Consider the following 12896-nt stretch of genomic DNA (forward strand, 5'->3'; position numbering starts at 1 on the left):
CATAGAGGTTTTCTTTTACATTTTTTTGTTCCGGATTTAGTCAGATTTCTACAGATCGCGTACGTTCCAAACAATCTCACCGCGCTCCCCCCACGTACTGTGATGCCGATGAAACCCTATCTTTTCTAATACCCGGAAAGACGCTATATTCCAAGCGCCTACAGTTGACCAAAGTCTTTGGCGCCCCGTAGCGATCGCGGCCTCAAGCACTGCTGATGCTGCCTCTGTCGCATAACCTTTTCGATGAGCACTTTGGAACAACTCATATGCAATCTCTGGCTCTTCAAGCGTGGAACGACCGATGATTAAACCACAGTATCCGATGAAATCCCCTTCTTCTCGCCTACGTATAGTAAGAAGAGAAATACCATTTTCAGTTGCTTTCTTGCGCATTTCGATAAGAGAGCTACGAACAGATTCAATGGTTGGCATGTCCACACCACGTTCGCCAATTAATTGTCTCAGCCAGACTGCATCAGATTCCTCCCACATATTCAGATCGAGTCGTTCCGTTTTTAACTGGAACGCCATATCTTTAAAAACAGCTGTCATAGCGGTAACCTCCTATTGATTTCACTGTACTACTTATAATAGTTTCGTACTTTACCATATGGGAAACCTGCTTGATTCATACATTATTATTATTTTATGCATAAGCAATTCCTCTGCTAAATAGACCTTCTTATCAAACTTCATTTTAAGTCTACAATATTTGATTTATGAATGAGTTTAAATTTACATTTAAAAATGTATCGCACTTTCTTTTTTGTTAAAATAAAGAAAAGGAGGAATGATTATGCAAAGAATGACCTTTGAACGTCCTACTGATTATTACGATGAAAGATTATATACTATCGATGAAAAAATTTGTACCCTATTAAAAGAACGGAAAGAACTTTCAGGTGGTGATCCAGGTTTTCCACATGATGAAGCCATTTATAAATGGGCAGAGCAATACGGATTTTATCCAGACTACCTAAATTCATTATTCTCTTCCATGATGGACGAAGGTGAATTTAAACCTCGCGTCGAACCAACTACATTCAAAAAACATGTACCTGTTTTTAAATCTTATGAACATGATGGTATCATGTATACCGTAACTTTTATTCGGCAATATGCAAATGCTAGTGTCGTTTATTTATATAGCGATTGGGATTCTACGAATGACACTTTTAATGAAAATAAGCCTCATAGTTTCTTCCAATTATCAATAGATGATACATATGACTGCTGGCCTGAAGGTGGTGGCGGTACTGATGGACATTTGAGTCATCATTTCGTTGTATCTCCTGCCCTTCCTGATAATTCGTCTGGAATTAGATTACGATTTAAAGAACTCAATATACCGTTTAGGAAAGATCAAACTGTACTTGAATTTGAAATTAAGATAGATTAATAAAGAAGCTGTCTCACATGCCCTTTTCCTGACTAAAATTCGTTTATTTTCACTTTTATGTCCCTTAAAATGATCAAGCCCCTTTCCAAACTGGATAAGGGGTATAGTTACATCTTCATGCAATTACTCTTGTAAATTTGTTATTAAATTTTCTTACCATCTTTATAGTCAAGGCAGGACACTTCAATTAACAATCCATTAAACATTGAAAAATAAAAACCGTAACTACTACCTCTCATTGCATACGGCGCCTTTTCTATTTCAATGCCACCAGCTACTAAACGATTATATGTTTGATCAACTTCACTTGAAGTATCCACTAAAAAACCAATATGAAAAGCTTCAGGGTACATAACTTCCTTATTTCCCTTAAATGCTTTTGGATCGCTTAGCACAAGTATAAATCCACTCTCATCACTCATCACTACTAGTGCCTTCCCCTTTTGCTCCAAAAATTGAAAATCAAAAAATGTTTCAAAGAAATGTCTCGCTTCTGATAAATCATCAACACATAGATTCAAATGATTTAACTTCATTTACTCATCTCCTATTAAACAGAAGTTATATAGACTCATTTCCATAACACCTAAATATGTAAAGCAAGATATTCAAGCGTTCCGTCTAAGACTATGCTTTATAGTCTAATACTTTTCTCTATAGCTTAGAACGCTTTTTTAATGCATGCAATTACATGAATCATTCGACATGAAATTTTAATTTACCTATATAAAATGGTCAAATTATTTACTTTTCAAATTGTGTAAAATCCACTCAATTAAGAACATTGCCGAAGAGGTACGTTCTATTGTATCCCCTACAAATAGTTTATGAAGTAATGCCTCCAAATGAATTGGTTTATTAGGAAACATTTGTATATACCTTAAAACAGATCCCGCTGGCGGTGTAGGTTTGTTATGAATGGCCCATATGCCTTCTATCAATGTCCAAGTTGACGTATGAACGATGTATGAAGCTTTTAACTCATCATTTGCTTTTAAAGCAGACTGAATTTTAATGAGCGAACTACGCAACCAATGAGAAATACCTTTCACTTTGTCGCTAGAAACACGATAGTTTTCAAATTCATATGTAGCTATTTCCTTTAACTTTTTCAACTCGCCGCTTTTATCAAATAAAATTTCCCCTTCTAAAAATGAGTATAATTCCATCGGATTGTTTTTGAAGTTTTCTAGTATTTGATTAACGTCTGCATACTTATATTCAACTAAAATTTCTTCTCTCGTTTCAGAATGAAATTTCTTATTTTGTCCGTCTTCTAAAAGAACATAGAAGTCTAAATCCGAATCAGGATATGCATCACCTCTTGCGACAGATCCGATAAGCATACATCCAGTTATCTTATTTATAGATAAGATTTCAGCTACTATTGTTTGCACTAATTTTTTATGTTGTTCATGTTTAACAGATATTTGTGCTTCTAACATTTGTAACCTCCAAACATTTTTTTCACTTCATTTACCTCCATTTATAACGAAACAATAAAACATATATCACATCCATATTTTACTATAAGTCAAAAAAAGAGGATATTTGTTAACAAATATCCTCTACCTTTACATATATATTACGACTGTTGATAAGCCGCTTTCGATGATTTTACATAATAAACTGCGTGATCAACGTTAATGATATGATCTGGTTTTGGTTTACCACGACTCGCTCTATGCCCTGCTAAATGTTCTTCACTTGTTTCCCAGTTTTTCCATGCTTCTTCAGATTCCCAACGAATCATAACGACAACTTCTTCATCTCCGCGTCTTACTTTTTTCACAAGAACACTCAAGTCGATAAAGCCTTCAAATTTTTCAATTATACCTTCTCCAGTGAAACGTTCTACAACTATATTTGATGTACCTTCTTTTACTGTAAATGTTTTCGTTTCGATAAACATATATCCCACTCCCTCTTTGTAATACGAATACTACTATTCTTCTATTATAATTGATTATGATAATTATTTTCAATTGTAAAGTTTTAATTTTTTGAATTATGCTGATTTCTTTTCTATCGCCTCATCTAAAAATTTGAAATACGGAAGTAATAATCCTATTAAAGAAGTAATACATATAATCGCACCGATAATAAAGTATAGTGCTCTTATTCCCCAGATTTCACTTAGTATGCCTCCTAATAACACACCTAACGGCATAGCAGATCGTATGAAAAATAAACGCACTGAAAATACTTGTCCTATCATATTGTTCGGTACTGTTTGTTGGCATATTGTCGTGTTATGAACATTGAAAAAGGCAATGCAAATGCCTGCAACAACTTCAATGAACACTGCAATTACTATACTGTGATTGAACGCTAGAGAAATATATGTGAGTCCTCCTATAAACAATCCACCAAGCATAAGTATACGCCGGCTTTTATATGTTACTTTTCCAACTAGTATAGATCCAACTACATAGCCAAATGGGAATCCGGCCATAAAATAACCAAACTCTGCATACCCGGCTGACAGCTCGTCTTTTATATAAGGAAGATTTGTAACTAGCGTAACCCCAACTCCAAATTGCACGAAAGTAAGAAAAATACCGAGCCAAACGATAACTGGTTTTGTGAAAAAATATGTAAAACCGTGAAGAAACTGTTCTAACCACGTTTTCCGAATAGATTGTTTTGTTCTCTTTTCTTTTATATAAAGTAAAAAAGCGCCGCTAACAAATAGACAAATACATACGAAAGATAGTGTAAGTTCTACTCCAATCAAATGAATAGCTACTCCGCCTAATATTGGTCCAAGAAACATCATAAGTCGAGCCATCCCATCAATATACGCATTTGCGTCTTGAAGCTGTTCTTTACTTACAATACTCGGTGTAATGGCTTGACTTGCAGGTGTATACAGCGGCGTAATAAGCCCGATTATTATTTGTACGACATACACATGCCATACTTCTATACTGTTAGTAAGTAACATGACTAACGGCAGTAAGAAAACCGAAGCCCGCATCCATTGCGAAAAAATCATAATCCACTTCCGGCTCCATTTATCAATAAATGGGCCACTTATTAGTTGTAGTATAAGAGATGGGATAAAGTATAGTAGCCACATACTACTTAATGCTGTTTTTGATCCTGTTAATTCGTAAACAAGAATTGAATTACATAACGTTCCGAAAGCCCCGCCTAACTCTGAAATTGCACTGCCAATCCACATATAAAAGAATGAACGGTTTTTCAATACATTTTTCAATTTCACACACCAACTTTTCTACTAGATTCCTCCCTCTATGTGCATTCTAGTTGCATATTATCTATTTAAAAACGCATCTAATTCTTTCGCTAATGACTGAACTGCTTTCTTTCTTAATACATATTTCCCGTCATGTATATCAACTAACTTCGCTGCACGTAACAATTTCAAATGATGGTGTACAGTCGATTTACCGAGTTGCAGTCTTTCTGTAATTTCCTGCAATGTTCGTTCTTTTTCGAACAAAATTTTTACAATGCGTAATCTCGCTTCATCCCCAAGTGCCTTATGTTTTTGAACTAAAAAATAATTCGGTTCATATAGATTTTCAGGGTGGATGCTTTCATTTGCGACTGGGTAATGAAATACTTTCGTATCTTCAATATCCGCCTCAATATTCCACGGTCTGTACGTCATTTGCGGGATAAGAAGTACATTATGAACACTTGGTTCTGGCATATAGTTCACACCGCCAGTCGCCCACTCGACGAACTCTTCCGGTTTCATCTTTTTATTCATCTCATTTTTCGCTTCATAGTCTCTTTGTAATATAGAAAGTATTTTCTCCTCCTCTTTCTGAATAACACTCTCATACCAACCTGTCATAACGGCTACTAAATGATCCTTTAGTTTTTGCACATCGATATTACATATAAAACGAATATACGCGGAGAAAAACTGATGATCCTGCGTCAGTTCCATTAGTTCATATATTGCAGTTACGTCCCCACTTGCTGCTAAATGTCTTTTCTTTTCATACTTCTCGCCTAAAAACGGTAAGCATATATATTTCAAATCTACTTCTGAAAGCGAATCGATTTTAGCATAAAACTGTGCTAAGTCCTGAAAATCCTCTTTATACAACAACTGAAGTAACGCTTTCCACGTATTATGTTCTTCTACAAACTGTAAGTGCTCTCTCATTTCTTCTGTTAATGATTCCTTAATTTCTTCCCATTCATTTTGACTCTTTTCAAGGGTATCGATTAACCTTTTATGAGTGATTGCCGCAATGCCAAGTGCGCATTCGAAAAGTATCGAATACTTCACTTGAACATGGTAAGTTTCCCTCTTTCTACTCGTTATGTGATAGACCTCCATTTTATCCCCTCCCTGTTTGCTATATATCTAATTCTATTTTCGTCGAATTTATCCTTCTATATTTTTAGAATTTATAAAATATGAGTTGAAATACATTCATTCTAAATTAAGAAGAATAGGAGCTTTTTTATATACAAATAATAACTTTCAAGGAGTTGTTGACATGCATTTCATATTGAATATGTTAGGGATTTTCATTGTTATCTTATTCGTTTTCCTATTTTCGCCTAATAAAAAACAAATAAAATGGAGACCAATCGTTATTCTAATCATATTGGAGCTCTTTATTACATGGTTTATGTTAGGCACGAAGCTTGGCAGTATTATCATTAATAAAATTGCTTCATTTTTCAGTTGGTTACTATCATGCGCGAATGAAGGTATTCGGTTTGCCTTTCCTTCCGCTATGGAAAATCAAACCGTTGATTTCTTCTTTAGTGCATTACTTCCTATCATTTTCGTTATCACGTTCTTTGATATTCTTTCGTACTTCGGAATCTTAACTTGGATTATTGATAAAGTAGGTGCAGTTATTTCAAAAATTTCTCGTTTACCAAAGTTAGAAAGTTTCTTTTCGATTCAAATGATGTTTTTAGGAAACACTGAAGCACTTGCGGTTGTCCGTGATCAATTATCCGTTTTAAAAGAAAATCGTTTATTAACTTTTGGAATTATGAGCATGAGTAGCGTTAGCGGATCCATTCTTGGCGCTTATTTATCAATGGTTCCGGCAACATATATTTTCAGTGCAATCCCTTTAAACTGTATTAACGCATTAATTTTAGCCAATGTATTAAATCCTGTGGAAGTTTCAAAAGAAGAAGATGTCGTATATACACCTGCAAAAGATGAAAAAAAGGATTTCTTTTCTACTATTTCAAACAGTATGTTAGTCGGGATGAATATGGTTATCGTTATTTTAGCTATGGTAATTGGTTATGTGGCATTAACTGCATGTTTAAATGGAATTTTAGGCTTTTTCGTCACAGGTTTAACAATTCAAAAAATCTTCTCCATTATCTTTAGCCCTTTTGCTTTTTTACTCGGTTTATCGGGCAGTGATGCGATGTATGTAGCTGAATTAATGGGGATCAAAATAACGACGAATGAATTTGTTGCAATGATGGATTTAAAATCAAACCTAAAGTCTTTACAACCACATACAGTTGCAGTTGCAACTACATTTCTAGCTTCTTTTGCTAACTTTAGTACAGTAGGTATGATTTACGGAACTTACAATTCATTATTTGGCGGAGAAAAATCAGCCATAATCGGTAAAAATGTTTGGAAGCTTCTCGTTAGCGGGATGGCAGTTTCCTTATTAAGCGCTATGCTCGTTGGACTATTTGTATGGTAAATAATCTTTAAAATAAAAGACACCCAATCGAATTGAGTGTCTTTTATTATTATTTTCGAATCTGACCATTTCCACGAATCACATATTTTGTAGAAGTCAATGCAGGAAGTCCCATCGGTCCCCTTACATGTAGCTTTTGTGTACTGATGCCAATTTCTGCTCCAAATCCGAATTCAGATCCATCAGTAAAACGGGTGGATGCATTATGATAAAGTGCCGCCGCATCAACAGATGTGAAGAACTTATTGACGTTTTCCTCGTCCTCTGTAATAATTGCTTCAGAATGCATAGATCCATACGTATTTATGTGATAAATCGCTTCTTCTATAGAAGAAACTACTTTAACTGCCAGTGTGAGAGATAAAAATTCTGTCTCCCAGTCTTCTTCTGAAGCAAGTACAATTGAAGAATCAATTGCCAATGCTTTTTGATCACCACGTAGTTCCACGCCTCTTTCCTTTAAAGCAGAAAACAGCTCTTTACCATATTGCTGCACCCACTTCTCATGAAGTATAATCGTTTCAATTGCATTACATACAGATGGACGCTGCGTTTTTGCATTAATAATAATATCAATTGCCATTTGCTTATTCGCTGTTTCATCAATGAAAATATGACAATTTCCTGCACCTGTTTCAAGTACCGGAACAGACGCTTCTCTCACTACAGTATCAATTAATTGTTTGCCTCCTCTTGGAATAAGAACGTCTAAGTAATCATTCATTGTAAACAACTGTTTTGCGCTATCTCGCGTTGTATCTTCTATAAGCTGTACACTTTCTGGAGGCAAGCTTGTTTCTTTGAGTGCTCGATGAATAACGGTAACGATGGCTTTGTTAGAATTGATAGCAGAAGAGCTACCACGTAATATAACTGCATTTCCTGTCTTCAAACAAATTGTAGCAGCATCTACTGTTACATTTGGTCTTGCCTCATAAATCATCCCAACAACACCAAGTGGTACACGCATCTCCTGAATAGATAGTCCATTTGGTCGCTTCCATTCACTTACACGTTCTCCAACTGGATCACGTAATTCGATTAACTGCTTAATTCCCTCTGCCATATCAACAATTCGTTGTTCAGTTAGCATAAGTCGATCAAGGAGTGAATCAGAAAATCCTTTTGCCTTACCTTCTTCGATATCACGTTTGTTTTCCTCTACAATATAAGCTGTTTCTACTATTAGCCTTTCAGCAATAGCAGCAAGTGCTTCGTTTTTTTGACTTGTAGATTTTAGTACAAGTTCTCTAGCAATTTCTTTCGCTTTTTTTCCCTTTGCCAACACTTCATTCATCTTCATTTCCTCCTTTTTAACATCACTATTCTTAAAGTGACACCCAATAATCTCTATGAATGACTTCATAATTATGCCTTTCGCCTCTTGCTTGAATATGTTGACTTTGCATACCTTTTATCTCTCTTAATTCCTCTGCGCTATATGTGCATTGTCCTTTTCCAATTACGCGCCCTTGCTTTGTCATTACTTCTACGACATCGCCAACTTGGAAAAATCCTGAAACATTTGTAACGCCAGCAGGAAGAAGACTCTTACCATGCTGAATGATAGCAGTAGCTGCTCCAGCGTCTACTTCAATTTGTCCACTAACAAGCGAATGCAAGGCAATCCATTGCTTATTCACTTTCATTTCTTTTTGAGGAGCATTTCCGACATACGTTCCATCACCTTTGCCCTTCAAAACATCTACAAATTTCTCTTGTCCACGTCCTGTTCCGATAAATACACTCACGCCAAGAGAAAGTGCTGTCTTCGCAGCATCAATTTTTGATTTCATACCGCCAGTTCCAAGTTTTGAACCAGCATCTCCTGCAAGAGAAGCGATTTCTTCCGTAACTTCAGGAAGGAAATAATATTTTTTCGCATCCGCATTTTTCTGAGGATTTTTGTCATATAGACCGTTCACATCTGTAAAAATCATAAGCATATCAGCTGAAACAAGTCCGCTTACTAAAGCTGACAGCATATCATTATCACCGAACGTGAGCTCCTCTAAAGAGATGGAATCATTTTCATTAATGATTGGAAGAGCAGAACGGTTTAATAACTCTCCTAAAGTAGCGTAAGCGTTACTATATTGTTCTTTTCTAGAAAAGTCACTTCTCGTCAGCAATAATTGCGCAGTTACAATACCATATTTACGGAATTCCTCCGTGTACGCCTGCATTAACAAGCTTTGTCCGACAGCCGCAGCAGCCTGTTTTCCTTTAATTGTCACAGGTCTACTAGGATACCCTAGTGCTGAAAAACCTGCAGCGACGGCCCCAGATGTAATTAACAACACTTCATGCCCTTCCTCTTTCAATCGAGCCAATGCGGCAACGTGATCTGACAGTTGTTCTTTAGAAATGCCTCCGTGACTATCTGCCAAAGAGCTGCTCCCAATCTTTACAACAATTCGTTGTTTTTTCACTTTTGTATCCCCCAAGTCTAAAATCAAAGTTTTTTATACATTACACTTTTATTCATTCGGCTTGCAGCGATTCTATTCTTTTCAATGCTGCACCTAGCCTATTTAAGAGCAAAATAAAAATGACCGCTTCGCCCTTAATAAAATAAAAAGGACGAAACGGTCATTGTTCCGCGGTACCACCTTAATTGATATACATAGATATCCACTTGGCGCCTATAACGCAGGCGAACGCCTAAACTTTCATTTAAGACTCAGGGATAGGTTCGATATATTCTATACGAGGAATCTTTCAGCCGGTGAATTCCACTCTCTTTCGCAAGAAGACATATGTACTATTTCCCTTCAACGATTTTCGGTTTAATTTTTTATATTATGCGATATAATTTGATTTGGTGTCAAGAAGTATTTTTAAAAATAAATAGAGCGGCAAGTTACTTGTATGAAATTATTACCGTACTGAATGAAAATACAAATCGATATAAGTTTAACTCATATTCATCAACATAAAACCTAAAATTAAAGTGTATATATTTACATAATGTCGAATATAATTGATTTTTATCTTTTGGTGTTGCAAAAAGGAATATATTCTCTTAGAATGTTTCTTTATATTACATAAAGTTGTTATTGTTATTTTAAGATAGCAATTTCAAAATGATATAATTTATTATAAAAGGAGCAAGATTGAGTTATTATGGATAAACAAATTGGATTCATCGGTTGCGGAAATATGGGAATGGCTATGATTGGTGGGATGCTACACAAAAAGATAGTGTCTGCAAATAATATTATTTGTTCGGATTTAAACACTACGAATTTAAAAAATGCTAGTGAAAAATATGGGCTAACTACAACTACTGACAACAATGAAGTAGCTAAAAATGCTGATATTTTAATTTTATCAATTAAACCAGACCTATACACATCAATCATTAACGAAATAAAAGAAGTAATCAAAAACGATGTTATCATCGTAACGATCGCTGCCGGGAAAAGCATTAAAAGTACTGAAGAAGCTTTTGCTAAAAAATTAAAGGTTGTAAGAGTAATGCCTAACACTCCTGCTCTTGTTGGAGAAGGAATGTCTGCATTATGCCCTAATGAAATGGTGACAGAAAAAGATTTAGAAGATGTGCTAAACATTTTCAATAGCTTTGGTCAAACAGAGATCGTAAGCGAAAAATTAATGAACGTTGTAACATCTGTAAGTGGTTCGTCGCCAGCATACGTATATATGATTATAGAAGCGATGGCAGATGCAGCTGTATTAGATGGTATGCCTAGAAATCAAGCATATAAATTCGCTGCTCAAGCTGTGTTAGGTTCTGCAAAAATGGTACTAGAAACAGGCATACATCCAGGTGAATTGAAAGATATGGTTTGTTCTCCTGGCGGAACAACGATAGAAGCTGTAGCAACACTAGAGGAAAAAGGATTACGAACTGCAATTATTTCAGCAATGCAGCGCTGTACACAAAAGTCTGTTGAACTATCTGGGCAAACGAAAAAGTAAAACTATAAAAGAGATCACGTTAGCTATGAATTTAGTTAGAAAATGGTGGATTACATACTCTCTCGCTTGCACTAAATGATAAACGGACAAACTCATAGATACTTGAGTTTGTCCGTTCTTTTGGTTATATTGAGATAATTTTATTTAGATCTTCTTTTGAGATTTTAGTTTTATCCCTTCCTTATTCCCTACTATGGTTGTGTAATTTTATTAGAAACTAATAATTTTTCAATGCATTTCGGTAACATATCTAATAGCGTTTCAAATGCGTAATTTACATCTAAACGTTCTGTCCATTGATGTGCATCTTTTCCTACCGGCCCCATATTTAATACCGGAACGTCAAACTCTTCTAGATCCTGAAGTGGAATCGAATAACCTTTATCCCATAATGGCATATTGTCTACAAGTGAACTCATTGAATGTAGTGGATTCTGTAAGCCCACATAGCTCAAATCTGAAATTCCCCCAAAATAGTTTTGGTTTTCAAATGTAATGTTATGATTGTAGTGAGCATACTTTTCCATTTCTGCAACTACATCTTTAATTAACGGATTGTTGCGTGAACTTACAGCTGGATAATATGGTGGAGCAAAGAAAAGTACAATCATCGGCGCCTTTTCTTTACATAAAATAGATAGTTTATCTACTAAATCAATTGTTACCGCACGATCATCTTGATCTTCTCTATTTTTTATTATACTAGATTGAATATCATCTATTTTCTCTTGCCCATGTTGTTCAATTGCATAAGCGATAAGCTCTTCATACGTTAATACATTTACTTTCATATTAGGCAGTATAAACGGATTATATTTAGAAAAACGATACGCTTGCTTCTCGTATGATTCTTCTATTTTTTCTGCTACTTTCGTTACTTTTTGACGTAACATTGAAACGACGGCTGTCATCGTTTTTTCCAGTAAAAACAAATTGAATAATGTGACTGCACGATGCGGAATTTGTACAGAATAATCCTCCTTTAAATCACGTTGAAGTAAGTTAGTTGGGGGAGGACTCGCTTCTCCTTCTACAACATCACAAAGGTCCGTATTCAATTCTAATTCAGCAGTTAATAAAGCAGCCATATAACTCCCATTTAAGCCTGCAAATGGTTCACCCACATGTGTTTCTTTACCATAGCAAAGAAATCCAGGTAACACTTTACCAATAGAACCAGTATAAATATACTTATTTTGGTCACCAGGATGTCGTGAAAACATAGGCTCTGAATTTAATACCGTTTTATAATCCAAGTTATGTTCTCTTGCTAACTCTAGTAGTCTTGGAACAGCAGCCCTCATCCCTACAGAGTTTACTTCTTCATCTGGAACAGCTAATAAAAGAACATTCCCATCAAATCTTCCTTCACAGGCTTGCTCAATCATTGCCATTTGTAATGTGAGGCCGCATTTCATATCCATTGTTCCTCTGCCAAACAGCCAATCTCCTTGTTCTATATCTTCACGCACATGGTCTGGTAATTCATCTTTATGAGAATAAAACATAGATGTTAACTTTTCAGGATTAAATGCATCTTCTTTCCAAACTCCGTAATCTTGCACATCTACAACATCAAAGTGACTAACTAAAATTACGGTATTTTTTGTACTATCGCTTTTCTTCACTAGGGCTGTAACAAAATATCGTCCGTCCCCCGTCGGATTTTTTTGCAAATGATGTGGGTTTTCTTTGAAGTACTGTAAATCAGATAATTGTTCCACAACAAAGTCTGGCAATATCACTTCAGCTTCTGTACCTGTAATACTAGGAATTTCAACAAGACTGCTTAATAATTGAATCAATTGTTCTTTTGATTGCCACTTTGACATATAAATCCCCCTATTTTTCCGCATTATGAAAATGAATTC

At 35.5% G+C, this 12896-nt stretch carries 12 protein-coding genes and 1 other annotated feature; of the genes, 3 read left to right on the forward strand and 9 right to left on the reverse strand.

Annotated features, from left to right (window positions below):
• Positions 1-48: 48 nt before the first annotated feature.
• Complete coding sequence (locus ACSG5Z_RS07110; RefSeq protein WP_087984654.1) at positions 49-552, reverse strand: GNAT family N-acetyltransferase; 504 nt, start codon at positions 550-552, stop codon at positions 49-51.
• A 244-nt stretch (positions 553-796) separates the two neighbouring features.
• Between ACSG5Z_RS07110 and ACSG5Z_RS07115 the strand changes: the two genes are divergently transcribed.
• The gene (locus ACSG5Z_RS07115) at positions 797-1399 is read left to right on the forward strand and encodes a hypothetical protein (protein WP_227558184.1); all 603 of its coding nucleotides are present in this window, start codon (positions 797-799) and stop codon (positions 1397-1399) included.
• 143 nt (positions 1400-1542) lie between these two features.
• On the opposite strand, the gene ACSG5Z_RS07120 is transcribed toward ACSG5Z_RS07115, so the two are convergent.
• The 5 genes from ACSG5Z_RS07120 to ACSG5Z_RS07140 form a co-directional block, all read right to left on the reverse strand.
• Positions 1543-1935, reverse strand: coding sequence for a VOC family protein (locus tag ACSG5Z_RS07120; protein WP_087984652.1), 393 nt, complete (start codon positions 1933-1935; stop codon positions 1543-1545).
• A 204-nt stretch (positions 1936-2139) separates the two neighbouring features.
• Positions 2140-2844 (reverse strand): nucleotidyltransferase domain-containing protein, encoded by a 705-nt coding sequence (locus ACSG5Z_RS07125; RefSeq protein ID WP_098148218.1) that lies wholly within the window; start codon positions 2842-2844, stop codon positions 2140-2142.
• 140 nt (positions 2845-2984) lie between these two features.
• Entirely contained in the window at positions 2985-3311 is a 327-nt protein-coding gene (hmoA, locus tag ACSG5Z_RS07130) for a heme-degrading monooxygenase HmoA (protein ID WP_000469503.1), read from the reverse strand.
• Between the two features lie 96 nt (positions 3312-3407).
• Entirely contained in the window at positions 3408-4622 is a 1215-nt protein-coding gene (locus tag ACSG5Z_RS07135) for an MFS transporter (protein ID WP_098091319.1), read from the reverse strand.
• Positions 4623-4679: 57 nt separating this feature from the next.
• Complete coding sequence (locus tag ACSG5Z_RS07140) at positions 4680-5723, reverse strand: ArsR/SmtB family transcription factor (RefSeq protein WP_435711172.1); 1044 nt, start codon at positions 5721-5723, stop codon at positions 4680-4682.
• Between the two features lie 163 nt (positions 5724-5886).
• Between ACSG5Z_RS07140 and ACSG5Z_RS07145 the strand changes: the two genes are divergently transcribed.
• On the forward strand, positions 5887-7080 hold the full coding sequence (locus ACSG5Z_RS07145) for a NupC/NupG family nucleoside CNT transporter (RefSeq protein ID WP_087984648.1): 1194 nt from the start codon (positions 5887-5889) through the stop codon (positions 7078-7080).
• A gap of 49 nt (positions 7081-7129) precedes the next feature.
• Here ACSG5Z_RS07145 and ACSG5Z_RS07150 read toward each other — a convergent pair whose 3' ends face one another.
• Both ACSG5Z_RS07150 and proB read right to left on the reverse strand, forming a co-directional pair.
• Positions 7130-8377: a glutamate-5-semialdehyde dehydrogenase gene (locus ACSG5Z_RS07150; protein WP_087984647.1), complete on the reverse strand. Its 1248-nt coding sequence runs from the start codon at positions 8375-8377 to the stop codon at positions 7130-7132.
• A gap of 31 nt (positions 8378-8408) precedes the next feature.
• Complete coding sequence (proB, locus tag ACSG5Z_RS07155; protein ID WP_098230644.1) at positions 8409-9512, reverse strand: glutamate 5-kinase; 1104 nt, start codon at positions 9510-9512, stop codon at positions 8409-8411.
• A 144-nt stretch (positions 9513-9656) separates the two neighbouring features.
• Positions 9657-9867 (reverse strand) — a binding site (T-box leader).
• Between the two features lie 339 nt (positions 9868-10206).
• On the opposite strand from proB, the gene proC reads away from it, so the two are divergent.
• Entirely contained in the window at positions 10207-11025 is an 819-nt protein-coding gene (gene proC, locus ACSG5Z_RS07160) for a pyrroline-5-carboxylate reductase (protein WP_087984645.1), read from the forward strand.
• Between the two features lie 191 nt (positions 11026-11216).
• Here the strand turns inward: proC and ACSG5Z_RS07165 are convergent, their stop codons facing one another.
• Entirely contained in the window at positions 11217-12857 is a 1641-nt protein-coding gene (locus ACSG5Z_RS07165) for a M20/M25/M40 family metallo-hydrolase (protein ID WP_435711173.1), read from the reverse strand.
• Between the last annotated feature and the right edge of the window lie 39 nt (positions 12858-12896).

Origin of the sequence: Bacillus pretiosus, assembly GCF_051294775.1 — a bacterium.
Taxonomy (GTDB): Bacteria; Bacillota; Bacilli; order Bacillales; family Bacillaceae_G; genus Bacillus_A; species Bacillus_A wiedmannii.